This is a genomic window from Ruegeria sp. HKCCA5929, from assembly GCF_013034525.1.
In the GTDB taxonomy this organism is placed as follows: domain Bacteria; phylum Pseudomonadota; class Alphaproteobacteria; order Rhodobacterales; family Rhodobacteraceae; genus Ruegeria.
Genome location: NZ_WQGE01000006.1, coordinates 1 through 26,006 on the forward strand (window position 1 = coordinate 1; position 26,006 = coordinate 26,006).

General features: G+C 56.0%; 24 protein-coding genes, 1 tRNA gene and 1 pseudogene. 15 read left to right on the forward strand and 11 right to left on the reverse strand.

All coding sequences use genetic code 11. From position 1 onward, the window contains the following. The first annotated feature begins 489 nt into the window (after window positions 1–489). From GOV90_RS14640 to GOV90_RS14650, 3 genes are read left to right on the forward strand one after another with little or no spacing between them, the layout of a single operon-like run. Entirely contained in the window at window positions 490–1,239 is a 750-nt protein-coding gene (locus GOV90_RS14640; protein WP_171093369.1) for an allophanate hydrolase subunit 1, read from the forward strand. After that, the gene (locus tag GOV90_RS14645; protein WP_171093371.1) at window positions 1,236–2,234 is read left to right on the forward strand and encodes a biotin-dependent carboxyltransferase family protein; all 999 of its coding nucleotides are present in this window, start codon (window positions 1,236–1,238) and stop codon (window positions 2,232–2,234) included. Before GOV90_RS14640 ends, GOV90_RS14645 begins: the two co-directional genes overlap by 4 nt. Before the next feature lie 12 nt (window positions 2,235–2,246). After that, a complete protein-coding gene (locus tag GOV90_RS14650; RefSeq protein WP_171093373.1) occupies window positions 2,247–3,008 on the forward strand; it encodes a LamB/YcsF family protein in 762 nt (253 codons plus the stop codon). An 89-nt stretch (window positions 3,009–3,097) separates the two neighbouring features. On the opposite strand, the gene GOV90_RS14655 is transcribed toward GOV90_RS14650, so the two are convergent. Both GOV90_RS14655 and GOV90_RS14660 read right to left on the reverse strand, forming a co-directional pair. Beyond that, window positions 3,098–4,486: a D-alanyl-D-alanine carboxypeptidase family protein gene (locus GOV90_RS14655; RefSeq protein WP_171093375.1), complete on the reverse strand. Its 1,389-nt coding sequence runs from the start codon at window positions 4,484–4,486 to the stop codon at window positions 3,098–3,100. A gap of 280 nt (window positions 4,487–4,766) precedes the next feature. Then, a complete protein-coding gene (locus tag GOV90_RS14660) occupies window positions 4,767–5,468 on the reverse strand; it encodes an HAD family hydrolase (RefSeq protein ID WP_171093377.1) in 702 nt (233 codons plus the stop codon). 93 nt (window positions 5,469–5,561) lie between these two features. On the opposite strand from GOV90_RS14660, the gene clpS reads away from it, so the two are divergent. Genes clpS through hemF form a run of 4 tightly spaced genes read left to right on the forward strand, consistent with a single transcriptional unit; the run spans window position 5,562 to window position 8,642 of the window. Then, the gene (gene clpS, locus GOV90_RS14665; protein WP_171093379.1) at window positions 5,562–5,903 is read left to right on the forward strand and encodes an ATP-dependent Clp protease adapter ClpS; all 342 of its coding nucleotides are present in this window, start codon (window positions 5,562–5,564) and stop codon (window positions 5,901–5,903) included. A gap of 46 nt (window positions 5,904–5,949) precedes the next feature. Continuing rightward, window positions 5,950–6,915, forward strand: a complete 966-nt coding sequence (locus GOV90_RS14670) for a class I SAM-dependent methyltransferase (RefSeq protein WP_171093381.1) — start codon at window positions 5,950–5,952, stop codon at window positions 6,913–6,915. A gap of 36 nt (window positions 6,916–6,951) precedes the next feature. Beyond that, window positions 6,952–7,752, forward strand: coding sequence for an SDR family NAD(P)-dependent oxidoreductase (locus GOV90_RS14675; RefSeq protein WP_171093383.1), 801 nt, complete (start codon window positions 6,952–6,954; stop codon window positions 7,750–7,752). Window positions 7,753–7,757: 5 nt separating this feature from the next. Then, window positions 7,758–8,642 (forward strand): oxygen-dependent coproporphyrinogen oxidase, encoded by an 885-nt coding sequence (hemF, locus tag GOV90_RS14680; RefSeq protein ID WP_171093385.1) that lies wholly within the window; start codon window positions 7,758–7,760, stop codon window positions 8,640–8,642. A 3-nt stretch (window positions 8,643–8,645) separates the two neighbouring features. Here the strand turns inward: hemF and GOV90_RS14685 are convergent, their stop codons facing one another. Then, the gene (locus GOV90_RS14685; protein ID WP_253284752.1) at window positions 8,646–9,002 is read right to left on the reverse strand and encodes a hypothetical protein; all 357 of its coding nucleotides are present in this window, start codon (window positions 9,000–9,002) and stop codon (window positions 8,646–8,648) included. A 234-nt stretch (window positions 9,003–9,236) separates the two neighbouring features. On the opposite strand from GOV90_RS14685, the gene GOV90_RS14690 reads away from it, so the two are divergent. Together GOV90_RS14690 and GOV90_RS14695 are read left to right on the forward strand one after the other, a co-directional pair. After that, window positions 9,237–9,749, forward strand: a complete 513-nt coding sequence (locus tag GOV90_RS14690) for a toxin-activating lysine-acyltransferase (RefSeq protein WP_171093387.1) — start codon at window positions 9,237–9,239, stop codon at window positions 9,747–9,749. Next, window positions 9,750–10,676: a Hint domain-containing protein gene (locus GOV90_RS14695; protein WP_171093389.1), complete on the forward strand. Its 927-nt coding sequence runs from the start codon at window positions 9,750–9,752 to the stop codon at window positions 10,674–10,676. A 2-nt stretch (window positions 10,677–10,678) separates the two neighbouring features. Here GOV90_RS14695 and modC read toward each other — a convergent pair whose 3' ends face one another. From modC to modA, 3 genes are read right to left on the reverse strand one after another with little or no spacing between them, the layout of a single operon-like run. After that, on the reverse strand, window positions 10,679–11,779 hold the full coding sequence (gene modC / locus GOV90_RS14700) for a molybdenum ABC transporter ATP-binding protein (protein WP_171093391.1): 1,101 nt from the start codon (window positions 11,777–11,779) through the stop codon (window positions 10,679–10,681). Further along, window positions 11,776–12,468, reverse strand: a complete 693-nt coding sequence (gene modB, locus GOV90_RS14705; protein WP_171093393.1) for a molybdate ABC transporter permease subunit — start codon at window positions 12,466–12,468, stop codon at window positions 11,776–11,778. Before modB ends, modC begins: the two co-directional genes overlap by 4 nt. Window positions 12,469–12,473: 5 nt before the next feature. After that, window positions 12,474–13,253, reverse strand: a complete 780-nt coding sequence (modA, locus tag GOV90_RS14710) for a molybdate ABC transporter substrate-binding protein (RefSeq protein WP_253284751.1) — start codon at window positions 13,251–13,253, stop codon at window positions 12,474–12,476. 307 nt (window positions 13,254–13,560) lie between these two features. Here modA and GOV90_RS14715 point away from each other — a divergent pair. Then, a tRNA-Val gene (locus GOV90_RS14715) sits at window positions 13,561–13,636 on the forward strand. Between the two features lie 354 nt (window positions 13,637–13,990). Here GOV90_RS14715 and GOV90_RS14720 read toward each other — a convergent pair. Then, complete coding sequence (locus GOV90_RS14720; RefSeq protein ID WP_371732499.1) at window positions 13,991–14,578, reverse strand: TetR/AcrR family transcriptional regulator; 588 nt, start codon at window positions 14,576–14,578, stop codon at window positions 13,991–13,993. 53 nt (window positions 14,579–14,631) lie between these two features. Here GOV90_RS14720 and GOV90_RS14725 point away from each other — a divergent pair, with 53 nt between their 5' ends. Then, window positions 14,632–15,132 (forward strand): cupin domain-containing protein, encoded by a 501-nt coding sequence (locus tag GOV90_RS14725; protein WP_253284750.1) that lies wholly within the window; start codon window positions 14,632–14,634, stop codon window positions 15,130–15,132. A 260-nt stretch (window positions 15,133–15,392) separates the two neighbouring features. Here GOV90_RS14725 and GOV90_RS14730 read toward each other — a convergent pair whose 3' ends face one another. Continuing rightward, a complete protein-coding gene (locus tag GOV90_RS14730; protein ID WP_171093400.1) occupies window positions 15,393–16,034 on the reverse strand; it encodes a TetR/AcrR family transcriptional regulator in 642 nt (213 codons plus the stop codon). Between the two features lie 87 nt (window positions 16,035–16,121). Here GOV90_RS14730 and GOV90_RS14735 point away from each other — a divergent pair, with 87 nt between their 5' ends. The 3 genes and pseudogenes from GOV90_RS14735 to GOV90_RS14745 all read left to right on the forward strand — a co-directional run bounded on the left by GOV90_RS14735 (window position 16,122) and on the right by GOV90_RS14745 (window position 21,286). Then, window positions 16,122–17,282, forward strand: coding sequence for an efflux RND transporter periplasmic adaptor subunit (locus GOV90_RS14735; protein WP_171093402.1), 1,161 nt, complete (start codon window positions 16,122–16,124; stop codon window positions 17,280–17,282). Window positions 17,283–17,294: 12 nt separating this feature from the next. Next, window positions 17,295–20,438, forward strand: coding sequence for an efflux RND transporter permease subunit (locus GOV90_RS14740; protein WP_171093404.1), 3,144 nt, complete (start codon window positions 17,295–17,297; stop codon window positions 20,436–20,438). 216 nt (window positions 20,439–20,654) lie between these two features. Next, a pseudogene (locus tag GOV90_RS14745) lies at window positions 20,655–21,286 on the forward strand (integrase). A gap of 136 nt (window positions 21,287–21,422) precedes the next feature. Here GOV90_RS14745 and GOV90_RS14750 read toward each other — a convergent pair. Next, window positions 21,423–22,322, reverse strand: coding sequence for an AraC family transcriptional regulator (locus tag GOV90_RS14750; RefSeq protein ID WP_171093406.1), 900 nt, complete (start codon window positions 22,320–22,322; stop codon window positions 21,423–21,425). A gap of 168 nt (window positions 22,323–22,490) precedes the next feature. Between GOV90_RS14750 and GOV90_RS14755 the strand changes: the two genes are divergently transcribed. Then, window positions 22,491–23,444, forward strand: a complete 954-nt coding sequence (locus GOV90_RS14755) for an SDR family oxidoreductase (RefSeq protein WP_171093408.1) — start codon at window positions 22,491–22,493, stop codon at window positions 23,442–23,444. A gap of 612 nt (window positions 23,445–24,056) precedes the next feature. Here the strand turns inward: GOV90_RS14755 and GOV90_RS14760 are convergent. Together GOV90_RS14760 and GOV90_RS14765 are read right to left on the reverse strand one after the other, a co-directional pair. After that, entirely contained in the window at window positions 24,057–25,235 is a 1,179-nt protein-coding gene (locus GOV90_RS14760; protein WP_171093409.1) for a carbohydrate porin, read from the reverse strand. Beyond that, a complete protein-coding gene (locus GOV90_RS14765) occupies window positions 25,232–25,996 on the reverse strand; it encodes a DUF3299 domain-containing protein (RefSeq protein ID WP_171093411.1) in 765 nt (254 codons plus the stop codon). Before GOV90_RS14765 ends, GOV90_RS14760 begins: the two co-directional genes overlap by 4 nt. Window positions 25,997–26,006 lie beyond the last annotated feature (10 nt).

Sequence of the window (26,006 nt, forward strand, 5' to 3'; positions counted from 1 at the left end):
AGCGTCACCGCCGCTTCCGCAGCGTCCCAGCGCCTCAGCAGCGCCGGTGAAGGGGGTTCTAAGGTTTACTCCCAAAACCCGCAACCCAAAAAAACAAAAATCCAAAAGTTTTTTGAAACCGCACAAATAATAAAACAAAATCAAAAGGTTAAACTAGATTAAAGACGGAAAACGGGGCGTCGAAAAGCTATTTTTCTCCAGCACACCCGCTCTGGACCGACTCGAACAAATGCGCCCACCACAACATATTGAGCAACAGTGGCGTCGCGGCACAAGTCGGCGCGACTCAAACCCGTTAATCGAGTCGGGGATTCCATCAAATCCTGAATCTTATTGACCAAAGGAATCGAAAACCGATCAGGCCGATAAAGAAGACCCACATACGTCTCTTTCGTATCCTGCAAAGCACCACCAAGACCCGCCTTGCACATCTTATTCTGATGGGGTCTGGTTCCCCTACTATGTAGTCGACACAAACGCAGGATCGGTATGGCTCGCCATCTTCAGTTTCCTTTGGTCAGAACCGTTGGGTTTGACGGAGCGCTGGTAACTTTTGCGGACAGCATGTCCGAAGACGCAAACCGCGCAGCTCTGGCGTTTCGCTCTGAAGTGGATCGTCAGAGCTGGGATGAGGTCACGGAGTCATCCGCGTCTTTGGGTTCTGCTTTTGTGCGGTTCGACACACAGCGCATTTCGCATAAGCAGATGCTGGACAGGCTGCAGCATCTTGTTGGCCAAAAAGACTGGTACAACACGCAGCTTCCCAAGGGTCGCAAACTGTGGCGTGTACCGACGGTTTACGGAACCGACCTGGCACCGCAACTGACCGATGCCGCAGCCGCCGCAGGGTTGACACCGGAAGAGGCAACACGTCGCCTGGGTCAATCACGGGTACGGGTTTTGACAATCGGGTTCGCGCCCGGGCAACCTTATCTTGGGCCATTGGGACCCGAGTTCAACATTCCCCGGCTACAAAACCTGACCCCCATGGTGCCTGAAGGCGCATTGGTTCTGGCCATCTCGCAATTTGTCCTGTTTTCAGGCCCAACACCAACCGGGTGGCGGCATGTCGGGCAAACCGCATTTAGATGCTTTCGCCCGGAGATGTCCGAGACCTTCCCCCTTAGCCCCGGAGACGAATTACTGTTCGAACCTATATCTCGCGAAGAGTTGGAACATATCCGCGCGAACAATGCAGACGGCAGCGGCGGTGCCACCTGCGAGGAAATCGCGCCATGAGCCTAATTGTCCGCCGGATCGGCCCCTCATGCACAATACAAGATCAGGGACGCATCGGGTATCTGGATCAGGGTTTGTCCCGCTCTGGCGCTGCCGACATATTCGCCTTGCATGAAGGGGCTGCGTTGCTGGGGCAGAGCCCGGACCTTGCGGCGCTGGAAATGGCCGGGATGGGAGGCGAATTCGAAGCCGCGCAAGATATGCACATCGCTTTGACCGGTGCACCAATGCAGGCGACCGTTGATGGTAGCCCTGTGGCCTGGAATGCGTCGCATCATTTGGCCGCCGGGCAAAGACTGGTCATCGGGGCCGCTGTGAAAGGGAATTACGGCTATCTTCATTTAGGAGGTGGAATAGAGTCTGAGGTTTTTCTGGGATCGCGCGCGGCACATTTAACGGCGCGGATCGGTCAAGCGATACAACAGGGCGACAGGCTGAGCTGTGGCCCTCATGCGGGTAAGAGCGGGTTGAAACTGCAGCCCGCTGATCGGTTTTCAGGTGGCACGTTGCGTGTGGTGGCCAGCTTTCAAACACCGCTGTTCGATCAGGCGACGTTGGATCGGTTTGCTGCGACCACATTCCGACGCGGTGCACGCGCAAACCGGATGGGGATGCAAGTGGACAGTGACGGCGACGGGTTCGCGGCATCAGGCCAGTTGAACATATTGTCCGAGGTAATCACCCCAGGCGATATTCAAATGACCGGCACAGGTGATCCGTTCATTCTGTTGCCAGAGTGCCAGACCACTGGGGGTTATCCTCGTATCGCAACCGTTTTGCCCTGCGATATGCCCTGTGCGGCACAGACACCTGCGGGCGGTTCCATCCATTTCGAATTTGTCAGCATGGAAGAGGCCAACGCGTTGCACACAGCCTTCCTGTCAGATCTTGCGCGCCTGCCTTCGCGGGTTGAACCTCTGGTCCGTGACCCGCATGACATACCGGACCTGTTGTCCTACCAATTGATCGGCGGAGTAATCTCTGCCACCGATTAAGGAGATATGCCAATGCCAAGCGTTGATCTGAACGCTGATATGGGGGAAAGCTTTGGCCCCTGGAAGATGGGCGATGACGAAAGCCTGTTGAAAATCATCACCTCTGCCAACATCGCCTGTGGGTTTCACGCAGGCGACCCGGATGTGATGGCTGCGACAATGCAATTGGCAGCTGAGAACAATGTGGGCATTGGTGCGCATCCCGGCTTTCCTGATCTGCAGGGCTTTGGTCGCCGGAACATGAAAGTGCCCCATGACGCGTTGCGTAATCTGGTCCGGTACCAGCTGGGTGCCGCGATGGGCATGGCAAAGGCGGTCGGCACCAAAGTGAGGCATCTCAAGCTGCACGGCGCGTTGGCCAATATGTGCTCGGTCGATATTGATATGGCGCGGGCCTGCTATCAGGGCGCTTTGGATGTCGACCCCGACATCATTGTCATGGTGCTTGCGGTCACAAAGCAGGAAAGCGCCGTACGCGAACTTGGCTGCAAATGGGTGGGCGAAATCTTTGCCGACCGCGCCTACAATGACGATGGCACCTTGGTCGACCGAAGCCTGCCCGGTGCCGTGATCCATGACGCTGATGTGGCTGGTCCACGTATTCTGAACATGGTCCGCGAAGGCGCGATAATTACGGAAAGCGGCAAACGGCTAGAGACCTCCATCGACACGATTTGTCTGCATGGGGACGGACCAACTGCGGTTCAGATCGCCCGTTCCGTGAGGGAAAGCCTGATCAGCGGCGGCGTCGAGGTGACAAAGTTCGTCCGGTAATCTTACACACCTTTAGCGCTGCACTATCATGAAAAAAGGGCTGTGGAGAACCACAGCCCAGACCCAACAGGAGAGTATTTTGCCGAACCTTATGATGGTCCGATCATGAAACAGGTCACATTGCGGGCCTGCAATCGGCGACACGCCAGATCGGCCTGCTCGCGGGTCATGCCCTGAAAAGTTGCGTCGAACCCGCGCGAGCTTTGGTTCACCTTGCGCAGCGTGCCCTCCAGCGTCGTCATTTCTGACAAAGCGGTTTTCAGCAGCACCTTCTCGGCCTCATACCGTGTGGTGTAACGCCCCACATTGACGCCCCACAGATGCCCGCCAGACGAAGAAAGCCGGGTGACAACTTCCTGCTCGGGCTCGGGTTGTTTCGCCGTGTCGGTCGAGGCCAGCACCAGATCGGACGGGCGTTGCGCCGGGCGTGTACCCGTTGCTTGTTCAGGCGAGGTGGTCGACGCGATATCTGCCTGGGCTATTGCCGCTGCGATACCGTTGGTGATCCGGTCGCGATTCTGATCTGCTGTCGCCGCCACTGCATTTGCAACCTGAGTCGAAGCGCTTGGGCGCACAACCGGACGCAGGCTGGTTTTGGGTGGCCCGCTCAGGCGTGCGACCTGTGTGCCCAATCCTGCATTACCCGCATAAGCCGGGCGTGCCGGTTTGCGAATAGGTGCACGCGACGGGGCACGACGGAAACCCAGATCCAAAAGCTCGGCCACTTTGGCATTGCGCGATGCGCCCGACTTTCCACCAAAAACGGTCGCTATGATCCGTTCATTTTTGCGCTTGGCTGACGCCACCAGGTTGAACCCAGCAGCGCGCGTATACCCGGTTTTGATGCCATCTGCCCCTTTGTACGCAGCCAGCAGGCGACGGTTGGTATTTGGTACAGTCTTGATCCCGGCATGTGTCGATTGACGCGAGAACAGGTTATAATACTGCGGGTAATCATAAAGCAGGTGCCGTCCCAGCGTGGTCATGTCACGTGCGGTGGACAAATGCCCCGACTCGGTCAGACCATGCGCGTTCTTGAAAGTGGTACGGCTCATCCCCATGGCCTTCGCGGTGCGGGTCATACGGCGGGCAAAAGCTGCCTCGGACCCGCTGATAGCGATACCGATAGCGGTTGCCGCGTCATTGGCTGATTTCACCGCAGACGCTCGGATCAGATACCGGAAGGCAATCGTCTGTCCCGTTCGCAGGCCCAGCTTGGATGGAGGTTCTGCCGCAGCTTTCTTGGTGATCCGCACAGGGGTATCCAGCGTGATCTCACCGTTTCGCACCGCTTCGAACGCAATATAAAGCGTCATCATCTTGGTCAGCGATGCCGGATGCAGCCGCGTATCGGCATTGCGCGAATGCAAAACCTCACCGGTGCGGGCGTCAATAACCATTGCCGCATAGGGTGCCGCCATGGGCTTGAGCGGCGCAAACGCCAGCGCACATAGCATCGCTATAAGGAATAAGCCCATTCGGGCCGGAACTGTCCGCCGAATCTGCACGATCTTTGCCTCTGTCTGCCTCGCGCCGCCGGGTTTTCCCGGTCGGCAAAATATATTTTATTGCGTTAAAGGCTAACACAGGGGGGGCATAAAAGAAACTGAAAGCTTCGCTTTTCGCGATTTCGTCATATGCGCCACAAAGCGCTATATGTAGATAAACCAATCGCGCAGACCCACCAAATGCGCGATTGTGGCATCGCTTTGCCGGAGCACAACAAGGTTTTTCCGGGACTGCGGCCAAAAGGCAACATCATCTCAAACTGCACACCAGATCGGCCAAGTCGCCCAAATCGCGCAGCTCGCGGAATCGCGGGCTGTCAACCGGGGCGTCAGCGTGCTCAACCTCCCACACCAGACCGTGTGGCACATAAACCCCCCAGCATCCGGCCTGAATCGGGGCCACCACATCCGAGCGCATGGAATTGCCGACCATCATCGCAGACGCCGGACCATCCCCGTGGGATTCGAAAATCGTCTGATAAGTTTCTGCGGTCTTTTCCGACACAATCTCGACCCCATCGAACAAGTCGCCAAGCCCGGATTGGGCCAGTTTACGCTCTTGATCGATCAGGTCGCCTTTGGTGATGAGTATGACCCGGTACGCGTCGGACACGCTCTCAATCGCATCACGGGCATGCGGCAACAGCTCGATCGGATGTGCCAGCATCTCTTGCCCGGCATCGATCAATTGCCGAATAACCGAGGCCGGAACACGATCTTCTGTCACTTCGATGGCGGTTTCGATCATCGACAGAACGAATCCCTTTATCCCATACCCATAGTGACGAATGTTGCGCTTTTCCGCGGCCAGAAGACGCTCCATCAGGTGATCCCGGTCAGCGTGATCCGCCAGCAATTCAGCAAAATGGGCCTGCGTCAGCTGGAAAAACCGTTCGTTGTGCCAAAGGGTATCATCTGCATCAAACCCGATTGTGGTCAGTTTTTCCGTCATCTTATTTACGTCCGCTTGCTCTTTTCACCGGCGATGCCCACGTTATATAAGCGCCAAGATAAACCCCAAGCCTGAATCGGACAGTTACACACGATGCTGGAAAAGACCTGGATGATGTCTGACACACCGGACGACGACGGAGACGCGTCAGTCCTGCTGCAGACGCGCCCAAAAACCAAGCGTCCGCCCCTGTACAAGGTGCTGTTGCTGAACGACGATTACACGCCGATGGAATTTGTCGTGCACGTACTGGAGCGTTTTTTTGGCATGACCCACGCCCAGGCGTTCGAAATCATGCTAACCGTTCACAAAAAAGGCGTGGCCGTTGTCGGCGTCTTCAGCCATGAGATTGCCGAGACCAAAGTTGGCCAGGTGATGGATTTTGCCCGCAGGCACCAGCACCCGCTGCAATGCACCATGGAACGCGAAGAATAAGGCGCCCCGCCTATCGCGCCCTTTCCTTTCTCTGCCGGAATTGCCCATGTCCCCTCGCCTGGAACTTGCATTGCAAAACGGCTTGTCGCTGTCGCAACCGCTGACTGTGATCGGCCCGGTGCCAGACCACGACCTGTCAGCGCTCCCCGCTGACGCGCAGGTGGTGCAACCATTCAAACCTTTTCACGATCATTTTGCAGCGCAAGGCTTTGACACGGTGCCCGAAGCAGACGCACCCTGTCAGGACGCTATCGTGTTTTTGCCACGTGCCAAGGCGCTGGCGTGCGCAATGATCCAGCGGGCGTGTTCACGGGCTGCTGGGGTTGTCGTTGTCGATGGCGCCAAGACCGATGGCGTGGACAGCATATTGAAAGATGTGCGCAAGCGGGTTGATGTCGAGGGCCCCTTGTCCAAAGCACATGGCAAGATTTTCTGGTTTCAGGCTGATGCTTCTGCTTTCGAAGACTGGGCCGCGCCTACGGCGCAGATGGTCGGCAGTTTTCATACAGCGCCGGGGGTGTTTTCGGCAGATGGGATCGACCCGGCCTCGGCCATGTTATTGAAGTCTTTGCCTTCCAAACTGGGCGCTCGCGTGGCTGATCTGGGCGCGGGTTGGGGTTTTTTGTCCGCAGACGTATTGAAGCGCGATGACGTAAAGTCTTTGCATCTGGTAGAGGCGGATCAGACCGCTCTGACATGCGCGCGCAAAAACGCTCCTGATCAAAGGGCTCAGTTCTATTGGGCAGATGCCGTCACTTGGACTGCACCCGAACCTATCGACACCGTCGTCATGAACCCCCCGTTTCACACCTCGCGCAACGCGGACCCGGCTCTGGGTCAGGGGTTCATCGTCTCAGCCGCACGCAATCTGACCCGCAACGGAACCCTTTGGATGGTGGCCAATCGCCACCTGCCCTACGAGACCACGTTGAACGAACATTTCGCTCAGGTCACTGAAATTGCCGGAGACAACCGGTTCAAGGTGCTTCAGGCCTCTCGCCCTCGGCGTTAAGGCTCGCTAACCTGCCCCCAATTCAGGAGGATTCGGATGTCCTTTTCCATCGCTGGCAAGACAGCAATCGTAACGGGCGGAGCCAATGGCATCGGGCTGGCCATCGGACGCCATTTCGCGGATGCAGGTGCAAATGTCATGTTCGCCGACATAGACGAAAAGCGCCTGGTCGATGAATTGGGCGAACAGGCTGAAGACGGAAATATCCGTTATTTTGCGGGCGATCTGCGCGAAAAACTGACCATAGCAAACCTGCTATCGGCCACTTTGGATGCTTTTGATCAGGTGGACATCCTGATCAATGGAGCGCGGCAAGTGATCCCGTCGGACCCATTGGACCCTGATGACGACTCAGTGCGCACCCTGCTGAACCAAAACTTGATGCCGGCCCTGCGGCTGAGCCAATTGGTTGCGAAACGCATGATCAAACAGGCGGACGGGGACGAGGAAAACCTTGCCGGATCGATCATCAACCTTTCGTCCATCGCAGCCCGCCGAACACATCCCGACCTGATGGCCTATTCCGTGTCGACTGCGGCGCTGGATCAGATGACCCGATCCCTTGCAGTTGCGCTTGCACCGAACCGTATTCGGGTCAACTCGATCGCATTGGGTTCGGTCATGAGCGCATCGCTACAATCGACCCTCAAGGAAAACCGGGACTTCCGAGACGACATCGAAAAACACACACCGCTGGCCCGTATCGCTTCGGCAACAGAGCTGACCGAAACCGCGCAGTTTCTGGCATCCGATGCAGCCGGTTTCATTACAGGTCAGATCCTGACAATCGACGGCGGGCGTACATTGCTTGACCCAGTAGCCGCCCCAGCCCACTAAGACACATGTTCGATACAGAAAAATCCACTGCCTCCGCCTGGTTCCGACAACTGCGCGACGATATTGTCTCTGCGTTTGAAGCCCTTGAAGACAGCCACGACACTGGACCGTTTTCCGATGCAAAACCCGGTCGGTTCGAGGTCAAAGAAACCAAGCGCCAGTCTGAGGATGGCTTGGATGCAGGGGGCGGGTTGATGTCTGTGATGCGTGGCGGTCGCGTGTTCGAGAAAGTTGGCGTCAACATCTCGACCGTCTACGGCACATTGGGTGAACGCGCGCAGCACGCAATGGCGGCGCGCAAGGGCATCCCCGGCATGACCGAGGATCCCCGTTTCTGGGCCTCGGGGATCAGCCTGGTGGCGCATATGCAAAACCCTCATGTCCCTGCGGTGCACATGAACACACGCATGTTCTGGACCCCACACGCCTGGTGGTTCGGTGGCGGATCGGACCTGAACCCCTGCATTGAATATGATGCTGACACACGCCATTTCCACGCCACCCAAAAATCCCATCTGGATCCGCATGGCGTTGCGCATTATCCGCGCCTGAAAGACTGGGCAGACGAGTATTTCTATATCCCTCACCGCAAACGTGCACGAGGCGTGGGTGGAATTTTCATGGATGACTACTGCACCGGTGACTGGCAGGCAGACTTTGCCCTAACACAAGACATCGGTCGTGCCTTCCTGCCTGCCTTCCTGCCATTGGTTGAAAAACGGCGCGTTCAGGGTTTTTCGGACGCGGACAAGGATACACAACTCGTGCATCGCGGCCTTTATGCCGAATACAACCTGGTCTACGACCGTGGCACCAAGTTCGGGCTGGAAACCGGACATGACCCGGATGCGGTTCTGATGAGCCTGCCGCCGATGGCAAAGTGGGTCTGACGCTCAGAACGTATCCATGATGAAATTGTCATAGCAGTAATTCTGTGCCGACGACGCCGACATGTTTTCCCCAACCCGGCTAACCGTGATCGAATAACCTGGATTGGTATCGGCACCCGGAGGTGGGGTCAGCGAAAATTGCACGGTTCTGACGCCCTTTTCGTAAGCGCGCCAAATGTAGATACGCTGCGAATTTGGCACGCCCAGTGTACGAATCGCATAGTCGCCAATCCCGCACCAGTAAGTTACGGGTGCCGACGATCCAAGAGCTTTGACCTCATAGACCCCATCCGGAAGCGCTGTAATCTCGGTTCGAAATTGTGGCCGGATGTCCAGCCCGAAGCCTACCGCGTCGGCCATTGCGGGCATCAAAGCAAGCGCAGTTGGGGCGAAAATCCTTACAAATTGCATAACTTGAATATCCCGAGAATTGATCATGAGTACTTTGAACATAGCGGCAGCAGTCTTTGAGTAAAGTGGTTCAAACCTGCCTCGACGGCGCCGGGATGGCGCAAGGAAATTTTTCTACCCTTATTGCGCAGAGACGGTACAATAGACCTAAGTTTATGGTTTTAATCATATAATGGCGATCCTGTGAGCAAGAGCTTTCCAAAGGACTGGTTCGATTTCCCGCCCGAGAAATACGCTGACCTTGGCGCGATGTTCTATCTGGCGGGACTTACAAAAACTCATCAGAAACGCACCCTTGCACAGGTGCTGTATGCGTTCGAGACGCCGTTCCGCCTTTGTCAGTATCACATCTTCCGGCAAAACGGATTTCCCCGTGGCTTTGTCACCTTTGCCGGGCTCAGCCCCGAGGCCGAGTACCGCTATGCAGTGCAGGAAAAACCGTTGAAGGAAGCGGATTTTACCGGTGGGCCTTCCTTTTGGATCGTCGATCTGGTGGCCCCTTTTGGACAGACGAGCCAGATTGTTGATATCCTCAAGCAAGAGATCCCTCATCCGCGTGTGCGGACAAACCGGATGGACAGCGACATGACGCGAAACCGGATTGTCGAGTGGACTCGGGATCAGGCAGGCGAAGTTCATATGCGCCTGTATCGGAAACGAGAGTTTGAACAGGTGTTGCAGCAGGGCGAAGAATAGGTGGTCTCGGTTACAATCACAGGCGAATTGACCGGCGACGTGACCGGTTCCCCACCCAACGTGGCGATGGGGCAACCGACGTTGGACAATGGCACGTTTACACCCACAACCCAGACCTGGACCATTGCAACGCCACCCGCCAACGGCACCGCTTCGATCGACCCGAATACAGGCGAGTGGACCTATACGGTAGACCCAGCCTTTTTTGACAGCCTGGACAACGGGCAGGTGGTTTTCGATACCTTCTTCATCAGTGTAACGGGCACCACGCTGATTGGGCCGTTCACCGTGCCGTTTTCCAACGATCCCGACCCTGTGGCTGTCACGATCAGGATCGAAGGTGTGTGCTTTGCCGCCGGTACATTAATCGAGACCGAGGACGGCCCACAGGCCATTGAAACACTGCGCGTGGGCCACAAGGTGGCAACCGCAGATCACGGGCTGCAACCTATTCGCTGGATTGAAAGCAGTGTGCTTGCGCCCGAACGATTAAGCGCTGAACCTGCGATGCAGCCGGTTCGAATCTCGGCAGGAAGTCTGGGGCCAAACACACCGTGCCGGGACCTTCTGGTTTCGCAACAACACCGCATTCTGGTGAAAGGGCCAAAGGTGGATTTGCTGTTTGGCACCGCCGAGGCACTGGTGGCTGCAAAACATCTATGCGACTGGCCAGGCATCTATGTGGATACCTCGGTGGAGGAGGTAGAATACCTGCATATCTTGTTGGACCGGCACGAAATTCTGAATGCGGAAGGAGCGCAAGCTGAAAGCCTGTTTCTGGGGGAAGAAGCTCTTTACACGCTATCCTCTGACGCGCTTCGGGAACTTGCTGCAATCTTTCCAGACCGGCCAGCCTCGGGTCACACCGGGTTTGGCCGCGCCGCGCGTTTGATCCTGCGCGAACATGAGGCGCGCGCGCTTGCCTGAATTTATTGGCCCGCCCCGATACGCCCGCCGACATCCTGCGGCGCCAAGGCAACCGTCTTGATCACCGCGTGACATGGGCTGCCCACCTGCAAGTTTAGCGCCGCCACTGATCGACGTGTGACGCGTGCCAGAACACTACCTGCCGGGGTTGTGACGGAAACAATTGCACCAGGCCCCTCACCCGACCGGATCGAGGCCACCGTACCGCTGAGCACGTTCAGCGCAGACAATCCCTCGGGCTTTTGGTTAGACAAGATCACCTCTTGCGCCGGGATACGGATGCGCAATTGCGCCCCGACGTCATGCGCAATGCGAGGCAGGAACAATCGTACGCCGTTGGCATTCAACTCTGTCAGCCCGTCAGCGTGATGCTGCACGACCTGAACTTCTAAAACGGCCCCAACTGCGCGCACCCCTGCGGGGGCCACCGAAGGATCGGCTAAAACCTCAGAAGCGGGCCCATGACGCACGGCTTTTCCGTCTTGAAGCGCAACAACCGAAGTCGCCAGACGCGCAACTTCAGCTGCAGAGTGGGTTACATAGAGAATAGGAACCGACACCTCGTCCCTGAGACGTTCGAAATACGGCAGAATTTCCGCTTTCCGCGCTTCGTCCAGCGCAGCCAGAGGTTCGTCCGCAAGAATAAGGCGCGGACTTGCCAGCAGCGCCCGCCCAATGGCCACACGTTGCTTTTCCCCCCCCGACAGCCCAGCTGGACGGCGATCCAGAAGGTGGCCAATGCCCAGCATATCAATGACCTTCGCGGGATCTTCCCGCTGCGCCCTTTTCGGGGCAAACCAGCGACCGTAAGCCAGATTTTGCCGTACGGTCAGATGGGGAAATAACCGCCCTTCCTGAAAGATATACCCTAAGCGCCGACGGTGCGGTGGCAGCCATTGTCCCCGATCTGTGTCGAACAAAACCCAGTCCTCGACCGCCACGCGGCCCGCCTCGGGCCGCAGCAGCCCGGCCACTGCATTGACGATTGTCGTCTTGCCCGACCCCGACCGCCCAAACAAAACGGTCACTCCGGGCGGTGCCTCAAAGCGGACATCCAGATCGAGATCCGGCAAATGATGTTGCAACCGAACGGAAAGGCTCATGACCCGGCCACCCGTGCAGCAGCGCGCCGTCCGACGAATTCTGACAAAAGAAGCGCGCTCATCGCGATAACGATTGAGATAAGAACCAGTCGCGTTGCCGCCGCCTCGCCGCCCGGCACCTGCAGGAATGCATAGACAGCAGACGGAAGCGTTTGGGTCTGTCCGGGGATGTTAGACACAAACGTGATGGTGGCCCCGAATTCGCCCATTGCCTTGGCAAAGGCCAGAATTGCACCGGCAATGACCCCCGGCAGGATCATCGGCAAGGTCACGGTCAGAAACACCATCGGGCGCGATGCCCCCAACGTGGCCCCCGCCTGTTCCAGCTTTGGATCCACCGCTTCGATGGACAAGCGTATGGCCCGGACCATCAACGGGAAGGCCATGATCCCGGCAGCCAGCGCAGCCCCGGTCCAGCGAAACGCGACTACGATCCCGAACTCTGCCAGAACACGCCCAAGCGGCCCCTGAATGCCAAATGTCAGCAACAACAGATACCCCGTGACGACAGGTGGCAGGATCAGGGGCAAATGCACCAGACCATTCAACACCTGACGGCCAGGAAACCGCCAGCGGGCCAGCGCGTAGGCTACGAAAATCCCAAACGGCAATGTCGCCAGCGTCGCCCAGAACGACACGTGCAGAGACAGCTTTAACGCTTCAATTTCGGCAGGGCCCAACCAGTCCACGAGGATCACCCGCCCGGCAGGGAAAACCCCTGCTCCTGAAAAACGGACAACGCCGCATCGCTGCGTAGATGGTCCAGAAAGGCCTGTGCTCCACCCTGTGCAGATGATGTGACGGCCGCAGGATATATGATCTCAGGATGCAGGTCGTCGGGAATCGTCGCCAAAACACTGACTTGTGTTTCCACCTGTGCATCTGATCGATACACAATTCCCAAGGGCGCAGCCCCTGCCGCGACAAGTGCCAGAGCTGCGCGCACATTGTCGGTCTGCGCCACATGGTCCTGTAATGCGTCCCATTGATTTAGGCTTTGCAACGCGGCTTTGCCGTAGATACCTGCTGGCACGGCATCAACCAGGGCCATCGCCAGAAAACCGCCGTTCAATTCGGCCTTTAGGTCGTGACCAGGTTGGATCTCTCCCCAACTTTCTCGACCTGTCGCACCAATCACAACTAGACCATTGCCCAGCAAATCCACCCGCGAATTCGCTTGGATAAAACCGTCCTGCTCCAGTATGTCCATCCAGTCAGGATTAGCCGAGATGAACACGTCCGCGGGCGCGCCCTGCTGAATTTGGCGCGCCAGTACCGACGATGCCGCGTAAGAAACCGTGACACGGTGCCCCGTTTCCGTTTCATAGTTTTCAGCAATCTCGTCCAGCGCTGTCTTCAGACTCGCCGCTGCAAAAACCAAAACACCTTCTGCCCCGGCGCGGACTGGCGCCAACGCCAATACACCTAAGACCAGTGCCACCATCCAGAAACGGCGGGTGAAGGTTAGGGTCATGTACACTCCCGACCGGAAATTTGCAGTCCCTTCGGGAATATCGGAGGGTACAGCCCCCACGCAAGCGCCTTTGAGAAATAACCGAGATCCGTGCCGCTGCGTTGCAGAAAGTCCAAAAGGGTCAAGGCGTCGACTAGGCATGACCATCATCACGCCGCGAATATTCAGATTTGCGGCAGCACGGGATTATTCAGTGTTCGGTACTCCAGACGGACAGGGCAACACGGATCGGCCAAAGAATAGAATTCAAGAAAATCGCTCAGACCCTCTTGCACCCGCCCGCAGGCTTGGCTACATGCAGCGTCACGGGTGATTAGCTCAGTTGGTAGAGCGCTTCGTTTACACCGAAGATGTCGGGAGTTCGAGTCTCTCATCACCCACCATTCCATTTACTTTCAAAGCCGTACTCTGGGTCTTGTAACGGGAACTTGGAGACTATTTGAGGGTGAATGTAAGGGAATCGAACCCTCAAAACCGTGTTGGACTACCCAGAGGATTGTTCCTTAGAGGTAAAGTGTTCTCTCTTAGGGTCGCTGTACCGACTGATGGCACCGCCAAAACCGTTTTTGTACCGGGTTGGCAGAATTGCTATAACGAGCATGTTCCTAGCGCCTTCTGGGCTCCATGTTACCGTTTTCTTCGGTGGTCACAATTGACCGCTCAAAGCCCAAGGCGGACGTCAAACTGACGTCTATTTGCCGGTAGTTTAAAGACAAAGTAAGCATCTGAACTCTGCCTCAGTTTTTTGGCAAGTACCGATCTAACAGAGCGTCGACCAACCCTTCCTGAAGCTGGTAACCAGTTGCTTCGTCCACACGCAAAATGTCTTCAAGAATGACAAGTTGTTCCATGCCCGTCGTCATGGACAATCGCTTCGACAGGTCATCGATTTCCTTCGGCTCCATCAATGGGTGAACTGGCGCAAGTGCTTCCGAAAAAGCCGCCACTCTTCTAGCACCACGCATTTTGACCGTTCCATCTTCAAGAGATGCCTTGAGTGATTCCGCCAGAAACTGCCGGAAGTGCGCCTCATGAATCCGAGAAAATTCCAGATAGTAACGCGCGACCACATGTACACGGCTCCTAACGTCATCCAGTCCCTCAAGAAGTTCCGACGTAGGCGTGACGTCAAGATCCAGCGTCGCATCTAAGGCTAAGACACTCGGGTCAGAAAAGTAGCGATAGACCGTCGCACGGCTGATTTTGGCGCGTTCAGCGACTTTTGCCAGCGTGACTTCCTTGCCTTCCGACATCAGGTCACGTGCAGCCGAAAGAAGTACTTCTCGCGTTCGGTTGATTTGATTTGTACGAGGCGCCAATTTCAAGCCTTTTGTGATACACTTGTCTCATAAGTAGATATATGTATCATAAGAGAGGTATGTTTCAAGTAAAGGGAGTCGCAGTAATGACTGAATCTCGCCCGCGAATTTATCATCTTCTTGGGAACCTTTTGACCTTTCATGCCTTTCCCAATGAGACAGGAGATCGTTGCACAATTGTTGAGATAAAGACGGCACCTGGTGCCGGTGCACCACCCAATCATCATGCTGGCGAAGATGAGAGCTTCTATGTGCTCGATGGTGAATTCGAGTTCTTTTTGAATGGTGAGACAGTCAACGTCAAATGTGGTGACTTCGTTAAGGTTCCAGACGGCGCAGTGCACGCCTTTACATGCACCGGAGAGCGGCCTGGCCGGCTACTTTGCATTAACGCCCCCGGCGCGATGCATGACACTTTCTTTACTGAAGCCGGTGAAACAATGCCTGATGGCACGACCGATATCCCAGCGCCAGATGGACCACCAGACATTCCGGCGATCATGGCCGTAGCGGACCGAGTGGGAATGACAATCCTGGCGCCAGCGGACGTTCCCAGCTAACGAACGCGCGTGCATAGCTCCGGGTTGCGAAACGGAGGCTTTGGTACAAAGCCTCTGCCGTACACCCTACCTTGTAGTACTGGCTCAACCCGAAGCCGACATTCACGACGAGACCTTGCGATTCAGGATAGCGGACATTCGCGGCGCTTTCCAAAAATGTCTTCTACGTGAACCAAAGCAATCGTTTAGGCGCAGGCGCGATAGCGGCATAGATCGTCTGCTCTCAGTGCTTGGTTGAGTTCGTTTTGCCTTGAGAACGCTCAACTCAGCATTCTTTCCGAAACGTCCTCAAGTAGGGCATGAAGATCGAACTCTTCGCCTTTCTCCGCAAGCCCTTTGTCATGCAGAATGAACGACAGCCCGTGCACAAAACTCCACAACAAAAAACCACGGCGGCGAACTTCGTCTGTGATTCCCGGTTCACCGAGACACTTTGCTACTTCAGTTAAAAGAATCCCGAAGCTTTGCTGGCCGCCTTCCTCCAGCCGGGGGTCCGCAATACGGTCTGTGAAGCCGCCAAATTTCAGTCTGAAGATTCCGGGCTCATTTAACGCGAAGGCAATATACTCCATTCCTATGGCAGTAAGGCGCTCGGGAGATCCTTCAGGAACACCTTCCAGCGCGGCAAGCATTTTGTCTCGGTGCCGATCCATTCCTTCAAGGACAGTGGCAACCAGCATTTCTGTCTTGTCTTTGAAGTGCTTGTAAGGTGCCGCGGTTGATACGCCCGCGCGTCTGCACGCCTCGGATACAGAAAAACTGTCCGGACCTTTTTCTTCAACCAACTGTCGGGTTGCTTCGATCAGTGCAGCGCGGAGATCGCCGTGATGATAGGCTTTCTTGCTAACGGAAAGACCAGCCGCTTGTCTGTTTGTCGGATGATTTTTTTCGGTGCTGCTCATGATCCAACATGTGACAGATCACGTATCTCTTGTCAAAGTGAGAACTTCTAACATATGTTAGAGACGCTAACTTGATGAGGTCCCCAAATGCCGAATCCTGCAATTTCATCTACTGAAGCGACCAAACCGAGCCCACTTGCACGTGTGTTGCGCGGCACTGTGCGCCTGGGAGTGACCGTCAGTTTTATAGCTGTTGCAGCGGCCGCCGTTTACTTTGGCGCATCCGAGCTCACCCGTAGAGCGGACGCTGTACCCGCACCGGATGCCGCCGCTGTGACACCCGTGTCCGTGACACCGATCACGTCCGAGAGCGCTTACACAGTCGACCGTGTATTCATCGGGCAGGTCGAACCTCAGCGATCGGCAGATATCTCTTTCGAACTGAACGGGACGCTGGATCAAATTCTGGTCGATGAAGGTGATGAGGTTGCCAAGGGTCAACTTCTTGCGACACTGGACATCGCACTGCTGGAGGTCGAACGCGACCGTCTGACAGCATCACGTGACGCCATTGCAGCCCAACTTTCATTTGCAAAGAAAACGGTCGAGCGAAACGCGAAACTAATTGAACAAGGCTTTACCAGCCAAGCCCGTTTGGACGAGGCCGTTTCTCAGCAGGATGAATTGCTATCCAGGATTGGCGAGTTAGATGCGGCCTTGCGTGATGTGACCGTTCGAATCGAGAAATCCAGTATCGAGGCTCCGTTTGCGGGTCAAATAACCGCGCGACACGTGGATGGCGGTGAAACTTTGCGCTCGGGCGAGTTGGTTCTGGGTATGGTCGAGGTCGTGTCGCCGCAAGTTCGGATAGGTATCCCTCTCGATGTTGATCCGGCGCTGCTGACTGACGTTGAAATCGAAATTGCAGGTCAAAGCTATCAGGCTGAGCTTGCGACTTTACGGCCCGATATTGACCCGGTGACCCGAACCCGCACCGCGCTGTTCGGTTTGAAGAACGCGCCGGACGTTGCCTTCGGACAAACCGCACGTGTGCATGTACTCGATCCCGTCCAAAGTGCGGGGACCTGGGTGCCTACAACATCTCTGAAGGAAGGAACGCGCGGGCAATGGACATTGCTCGTTGCCGACGCGCAAAAAACTGTGCGGCTAGCGGCGGTCGAAGTGCTGCATGCCGAAGACGACCGCGTCTTTGTGCGTGGCGCGTTTCCGGACGGCACCGTCCTGATCGATCAGGGGCCGCAGCGAGTCAGCGTTGGTCAACGCGTTGCCTTCAACACTGGCGAGTAACGGAGCGATCTGATGGAAACCCTTACCTTTCGCCACCCCAGGCTGGTTGCCCTAATCGTTTTAGTGCTTGTATCCGCAGGTCTGTCTTCGTTCCTGTCTCTTGGGCGACAAGAAGACCCTACGATCACCAACCTCTTCGCAACTGTAACGACACAGTTCCCGGGTGCAGATCCAGAACGGGTTGAAGCGCTGGTCACTGCAGAAATCGAAGAAGAACTGCGAAAGATCGCCGAGGTGGATGAGATCAGTTCAGTCTCCCGCTCGGGTGTGTCGGTCGTTTCGGTAGAATTGCTGGAAACGCTAGACGAAGCCACCATTGAGCAGGTTTGGGCCGAGGCTCGGGATGCCGTCGAAGATGCGCGCCAGAACTTTCCGGCAGGAGTTTTTCCGCCGGAATTCGATGCCGAGGGCATTTCTGCCTATTCTGCGGTCATTGCAGTTGCGGCCGAGGATCCAGACTTTCCGTTAACTTTGCTGGCACGTCACGCCGAAGCACTGGGCGACAGATTGCGTGCGATACCTGCCACGCGAGCAGTGGACTATTTCGGTCAGCCGAAAGAAGAGGTGCTCGTAAGTGTGGATATGGACAAGGCCGCTGCGCTTGGGCTTGGCGCTGCCGAGATTTCCCAGCGGATCGCCGAAGCAGACGGAAAGGTTCAGTCTGGGCGGTTGCAATCTGATGTCGACCTGACCATCGGCGTCAGCGGAGAAATTGAGAGTTTGGATCGCATTCGGAGCATCGTCCTGCGTGAAAACGCAGGCGGTGCCGTGGTGAAGCTCGGAGATATTGCAAGCGTAGACCGTGGCGCACGCGAACCGCAGTCCTCAATCGCGTTTGCCAACGGAAAGCCCTCAGTTTTGGTCGGGATTCTGGCGCAGGACGGCGTACAGATCGACCGTTGGACAGGCTTCCTTCGGGATGAGCTTGATGCAGGCGCCGCGTCGGTACCTTTGGGCATGCAGGAAATACTGCTATTTGATCAAAGCCAGTACACGACGGATCGTTTGTCAGAGGTTGGGGTCAACTTGGCCATTGGCGTGGCTCTGGTCGTGGCAGTTTTGTTTGTTACGTTAGGGGTTCGGGCAGCCGCGATTGTGGCTTTGGTTTTGCCGGTTGTCTCATTGGCGACCCTGGCGACGATGAACATGATTGGATTGCCAATTCATCAGATGTCTGTGACCGGACTGATTGTTGCCCTCGGACTGCTCGTTGACGCAGCCATCGTGATGACCGATGAAATCCGACGTCGTCTGCAGGATGGGATGGAGCGACTTGCAGCCGTACGAGATGCTGTTCGCAGGTTGGCCGCGCCACTGCTGGCATCGACCGTGACAACGGCGCTTGCCTTCACGCCGATGATATTGCTGCCGGGACCCGCAGGCGATTTTGTCGGCGCCATCGCTATCGCCGTGGTTCTTATGCTTGTCTGGTCCCTGGTTGTGGCCTTGACTGTGACTCCGGCGATTGCGGGCTGGCTACTGTCCGATCGCCCAGACGCAGGAATGCTGAGCCGCGGTATCAGCATCCCGCCACTTGCCCGTATGTTCGAGGCCTCAATTCGATTGTCTGTTGCTAATCCTGTGCGATCCATCGCGTTGGCATTGATCTTGCCGGTGCTTGGCTTTGCGGCCTTTCCAACGCTGACCGCGCAATTCTTCCCGGGCGTCGACCGCAACCAATTCTATATCGAAGTCGATATGCCGGGTGGAACGTCAATTGCCACCACCGAGGCAACCGCCCGCCAGATCGATGAAATGCTGCTGGCTGACGACGGCGTCAAAAGTGTCTACTGGACCGTCGGAGAGTCCGGCCCGGCATTCTACTACAACATCGTTGGAAACCGCTCACGCGAGCCTGGGTTCGCACAAGCTATGATCACGACCGACACGGCCGACGACGCCGCCCGCCTTGTTGGAACGTTGCAGAGTCGTCTGGATACTGGCTTTCCTGACGCGCAGATCATCGTTCGCAGTCTTGTTCAGGGCCCTCCGGTCGACGCACCGGTTGAAGTCAAAATTCAGGGGCAGGACATCACGGTATTGCGTGATCTGGGCGACGAGGTGCGTTCAGTCATGGCCAATCTCGATCTGGTAACCCAGGCGCGCGCCAGCGTGAACGGAGGCAACCCTCAAATCCGGTTCGAGATTGATGAGGTCAAAGCGCGTCTGCTGGGACTAGACGTTGCGGATATAGCTGGTCAGCTGGACACGGCGCTTGTTGGCATCACCGGTGGATCACTGATCGAAGGGACTGAACAGTTGCCGGTGCGCGTTCGCTTAGGTGACGAGGTGCGGTCAGATCTAAGCGCGATTTTCAGTATGCCTATCCTACTGCCAAATGCAGCTGCGATATCTGCGACTGGAGCCTTCCCAGCGGTACCGCTGTCGGAATTGGCCAAGCCCGTGATTGAACCGGCAGAAAGCGTAATAACTCGAACGGACGGTACGCGCGAAAACACTATTCAGGCGTTTATCGTACCCGGTGTTTTGCCCGAAGAGGCGTTGCAGGACGTACTAGAAGCACTTGATGCGTCCGGGTTTGTGTTGCCGCAAGGCTATTCGATGTCCTTAGGCGGCGACAGTGATGCCCGATCCAACACCGTTGGCAATCTGCTTGCCTCTGTTGGTTTGATTGTGACACTCTCCATCGCGACCATCGTTCTGACCTTTAACTCGTTCCGGCTGACCCTTGTGACCTTGGTCGTGTGCGTGTTGTCTGCAGGCCTTTCAATGCTGTCGCTGGCCGTTATGCAATTCCCGTTCGGAATTACGGCGATCATCGGGGTCATCGGATCGATCGGGGTTTCGATCAACGCGGCGATAATCATTCTGACCGGGTTGCAACAAAACGCTGACGCAAGCCAAGGTGACCGAGCGGCCATGGCGCGCGTTGTGACTGGTTCAAGTCGGCACATCATCTCGACAACAATCACAACCTTTGGCGGCTTCCTACCCCTGATCATAGCTGGAGGAGCATTTTGGCCGCCATTCGCCGTTGCAATCGCCGGGGGCGTACTGTTGTCGACTGTTGTATCCTTCTATTTCACCCCACCCGTGTTTGCGTTGATGTATCGTGGCAAGCTCAACAAACCGCTTGAGGCAAACAACCAACATTCCCAGCCTCAAGAAGCAATTGTCGCGCTTGTGGCAGAATGAGGATTGAGACTACTTCGCTTTGCAAGGTGGTATGTTTCAAATCCGTCGTTGTTCGACGCAAGGTTCGAGTTCCGTTATGGGCCGCAAGCCGGACTTTGCTAAACTTGGTTTCTGCACTTCACCGTCATCCGCGCAGCGTGCAACATTCTATGTCATTGTGTTACGTCAACGTCGTGTTGTCGTTGCCGGCGGGCATGGTGGATCAGAGGATCAACCATGGAAAACCCAAACTTACCTGCCATTCGTGCACTTCGTCCAGCTTGGAATAATGGGCGTGTGGTAGATCAAAACGCCCTCTGAAACCAAAAGGTGTCTGGGCGATCCGAGTGCGCCTCGAGCTTTCTGAAAACCATCGCGATCTTACGCTCTTCAACAAGGCATTCGACAGTAAGTTCCGCGACTGCGATCTGATGAAGATGAAGGTCGCCGAAGTCATGTCATCGGGTCAGATCAAGGAACGGGATTCGGTCCTTCAAAGCAAGGCGCAGATACACGTACGCTTTGAATTATCTGAAGGCACAAGAGCCTCTGCAGAGAAGTGTATGGAAGACGAGCTAATGGTCGGATCGGAGTACCCTTGGTCCAGCTGACTCCACGTACGACTGCACATCTCGACGCGTCAATATGTACGGCTTGTCCGCGAAGGGGCCACGTCGATCGGCCTCAAAGCAAGCTCCTACGGAACACATTCAATTAGGAGAACCAAGATCACTCAAATCGATATGAAGACCGGAAACTTTCGAGCGGTTCGGCTTCTTCTTGGCCAAACTAAGATGGGCAACACAGTTCGATGTATCGGCGTCGAACTCGAGGATGCCCTAGTAATCGCCGAAGCGATAGAGATCTAACGCTAACGAGTCGCTCTCGTGGGCGGCCCTTTCCCTTCATTCGGAAAAACCAGAATTGCTGCTTTCCGAGCCTGCATTGCTGACATCCGCTGCAAGTACAAATTATGAGGACTGCTAAGTGTAAAACGCTGACAAGTCAGCCTAAAGCAACTTTGACCATTAGCTTCTGTGCGTCACCCCATTGCCTCGGCGATTGCCCATACATGCGCTTGAACTCGCGACTGAATTGGGACGGGCTGACATAACCAACGTCCATTGCGGCTTCGTTCACCGGCATCCCGCCCGCGATCTTCATGGCGGCGTTGTTGAGACGCATCGACTTAACGAACTGGATTGGAGCCATCGTCGTGACCTGCTTGAATTTGCGATGGAAGACCGCACGGCTCATGCCCGCTCGACGTGCCATATCGTCAATCGAGATCGGCGCATCCAAGTGTGACGACACATGCGCAATGGAACGTGCGATAGCGTTGCCAGCGCCGAATGCCTGCCGTGCGAAGTCGCCAGCTTCTCCCTTCAGAATCACATAGAGCACCTCACGCAATCGCGCCTCGCCGAGAACCGCTGTATCCGTCTCGCTGTCTCCGAGCCGCAGCAGCCGCAGCAGCGCTTCTGTGAACCCATCGTCCCATCGTGCGAGCCTAATTCCCGGCTCCCGCAGTTCGCCTTTGACCGAAGGAAGCGCGCCCCCGGCATTATCCATCTCCATCGCCAGCTCGGCCATAACACGTTGTTCCAGTGAGATCATAACCCCGTAGAGCGGCTTGTCATGCGAAGCCAAAGGCGTCCCCGCCTTGACCGGCATCGACATTGGGCAGCAGAGATACTGGCTGTTGTCGTACTCGTATTTTCGGCCATCCAGAACGGCTTCCTTCACCCCGCTCACGATGGCCACGATGCAGGGCTCGTAAACGGCTGGAACACAGGGGATTGATTGCGTGGCGCGAAACAGGCGTACACCCTTGATACCCGTCTCGGTCAGGCCGTCCGTTTCGGTTCGGTCTGCGATGATTTGCTTGATCTGATCCTTGCTCATAAGAGAGGTGTAAAGGCTCCAGATCGAAACTGGCAACTACCTTAATACAATTGGGCAAGTATTTGCGATGATCTCGCCTATTTCAGAGTTCAAGCGAGAGTTATCTGCATTTCCAAGTTAAAACACTATTCACTCGGTCCCCGCGCCCACGCAGATAGGAGACAAAAAATGCCAGATACCACATTCGGACCGAACGGCTGGACACCCGAACGTCTCAGCGACCTCTCCGGCAAGACCTACCTCATCACGGGTGCCAACGCCGGTGCCGGACTCCAGGCTAGGCGGACGCTCCTTAAAAAGAACGCTAAAGTCGTGATGTTGAACCGCTCAGCTGAGAAGTCTCAGGCCGCTGTTGCGGACCTGAAAAGTGAGTTCGGTAGCGAGGCGGAAGTGAGCTTCATTCGTATGGATCTGGCCTCGCTTGCAAGCGTGCGTGAAGCTGCGGACGAGGTCCTGAATTCCCTTACCCGGATCGATGCGCTCATCTGCAATGCGGCCATCGCGCAGGTGCCAACCCGAAAGCTGACTGAGGATGGGTTCGAGAGCCAGCTCGGCACCAATCATTATGGTCACTTCCTGCTTTGCGGGATGCTATTCGAACGGATCGAAGCCACGAAAGGTCGGATCGTCGTTGTCGCCAGTCTCGGCTATAATATGGGGCTGAAGACGATAAAGTTCGACGACATAAACTGGGAAGAGGGTTACGGCCCAAACACCGCCTACTCGCAAAGCAAATTGGCGCAAATGATGTTCGCTTACGAATTGCAGGACAGGCTTGCCGGCGCAGGGCGCACCGACGTCGAGGTCTATGTCTGCCATCCCGGCTCGTCGGCAACGTCACTGATCAGCACCAGTGGCAGCCGGACGATGCGGTTCATCTGGTGGCTCATGACCATGACGCCGATGGTTCAAACGGCTGAACAAGGGTCCTATCCCGAAGTCATGTGCGCCACTGAAGAGACTTTGACCGAACAACGCGCGCTTTATGGACCAACAGGTCGCTTTGAAGCCGTTGGCCCGGTCGGCAGGGGCACATTAAACCCGCATGCCTATGAAAAAAATGTCATGGTTCAGCTATGGAACGTATCCGAAAAGGCGACTGGTTTCAGCTGGGAACTTTGATCAGCTATATGCGATACGGTTACTGATGCTCTGCTTCAAGAGCTAACATTTGTGCACAGCGCTGCGTATGAGAGAATGGGATCCTTTCTGCGATGGGGGCCATAGCGACAATACGGAACGGCGTCGCGACGAATACCAGCGTCGACGGCCCGAAGCTATCATCCAACCAATACAAAAGATGCTGCGACGCCGCGCGCCGAAGTCGCCGTTCTTGGGCGTCTTAGGGGAAAAACCAACCAGACGATTGATAGTCGGCTCTGCGTTCATGGAAATGAAGGTATAATATCCCCCTTATGACAGGTTACACTACAGGATGAGTGTTCCGGAGAAAAAAATTAACTAGAGGGGCATGACATACCCGAAGGGGTTTCCTGATCTCCGCAGGGTGTAACACTCGCCTCATATTTAACTCTTTTTCTCTTACACTATTTTTGACACGACGGAGCCATTACACGGCAACCTCCAACTTCGGCGCAGCGTTTGTCTCTAATCTCGAGGCACTCTGGCAGGCTCGATGTTCATTTACGCGCCTCCGGTTGCCCGCCTAAGGTCAACAGGATCTTCTTGGCAAAGCCGCCTTAGCTTCTTTGTTTCGCGGCTGCATTACCCCCCTCAGAAAACGATCCGGGTTCTTAGGCCGAACAGCGTAATGCTGTCCTGAGTGGGGTTCAGCAGTGGGTTGGAAATGAACTGCACCGATGGTGTGATCTGCAATCCCGGTGAGATTGAAAACCGGTAGAAAGCTTCAAGCGTGAACTGTGTCCCGTCTATGCCCCTGGCTTCGGCCCAGTTCAGGCCAAGGCCGGCCAGATCGGTATTGCGACCGTAATATCCCAGACCGGCAGAGATCGACCGATCATACAGCGCTGCCGTTCCTTTTGAGGCCCCTGCCCGAAAGAACGGCATCCACTTATTGTCGACAAACCATGCCGCAGAAAACGCCGCGCCATAGTCTTCCGCTCGGCTGCCATCATCAGCCGCATCCGCATGCCACAAAGTCAGGTGAATATTGTCAAAATAGATACGATCAAAGCCGGAAGTGTACCCAAGTTCGAGCGATTTGAAGAGATTGCCGTCGCTGAACACATCGAAATTAGGGTCAGACGGGTCGGCGTTCGCGTCCGACACGCTCGCAACAGCGTAGAAATTTTCGCTTAGCTTAACCCCACCCGCGATCCCCAAACCTTGATTGGGTGTATTGATCGTCGGGTTGGTGTTGAAGGACAGGTTCTGGAACCCGCTGTAGGGACTGACCAACCCATAGATGTCCACGAAGTCCGTGACATCAATCTGCCCAACTTGCAGCGTCCACGACCCGTTCTCGGCCCTTTGGGTCCAAAACAGGTTGGTAAGTAACAAACCGTTGTCGTTGAACGCTGTCCCCGTGATCGAAAGGGCACCACCATCAAGCCCGAGAAATTGGGGGGCAACGCCGGTATAACTGTGTCGCTGCTCGATCTTGAATGTCACAGAGCCACGCTCGGTTGCCTGCCAACTGCCATAGAACCGAGCAATTCCGCTGGCTGCCTCACCAGTGCCCAGATCAGCATTCGTGGTTTGCCCAAGTGCCAAGTAATCAATGTTGAACCGAAACCCATCCTCGGCCAGCCGGTCTTTCCACGAAAACCAACCCGGGGCTACGTTGCGCGGAAAATCTGAACGGTATTGCGGATCGGTCAATCCGTCGCCGGGTTCAAGCTCGGCTTGCACCGAAGAGGGGCCAGACAATCCTTGGGCCGAGGCCGTGCCAGCGGATGAAATGACCAAGGCAGTAAGCAGGTTCTTTATCATTCGGACGCTCTTGCCCCGCCCGTCTTGCGATCACCTGCCGCGCGGATGCGATCAGCGGCACGCTGTTTCCACTCCAACCTGTCCGCCTCGGTTTCTAGGGTTTCAACACTGTCCGTTTCCAGTTGGAATGTCGCGCTCATGGGCATCAGGCCATCCACGACCATCATGCTGTGAACGGACGGGTCAATTGTCAGCCTGCCCGTCAGTCTTACCGGTTCATGATAATAGCTAGGTGCCCAATCGTCGTTCAACCGCACACGGATCATCTGGTTAGGAGGAGGCGGAGGCATGTGGCTGCACATCCCACGCTCTGGCACCAAGTAGGCCACAGGTCGCCCGTCAGGATCACTTGGGGCTGGAATGGCAAAGCCGGCCAGTGTGACGGTCTGGCCGTTATGTTGCGGATTTCCATCCGTTGCTGCTTTTCTTCGGCGTTCTGTCACGACCTCTCGCTGATCGAGCAGCCAGTCGATATCAATGTCCTCTGCGGCCAAAGCATCCTTAGTCTCAGCCAGCAGTTCTTGCCATTTCTGCCGTTCTTCTTCGCTGCCATTGCCCTGCTCTATCCTGCCGCGCAGTCGAACAACAAACAGAACATCGTCAAACTGTTCCGGGCTGAGATCTCGATAAGGGTCTTCAAAGACTTGCGCGGATGGGTCTGGAAGGTCCGCCCAGTCCACCGCAACCCCATTCGCGGCGAACGCGGGGGGAGCACACCAAACCAACCCTGCGACTATTGTGGATCGTAACCAATTGCGCATGAACACCCTC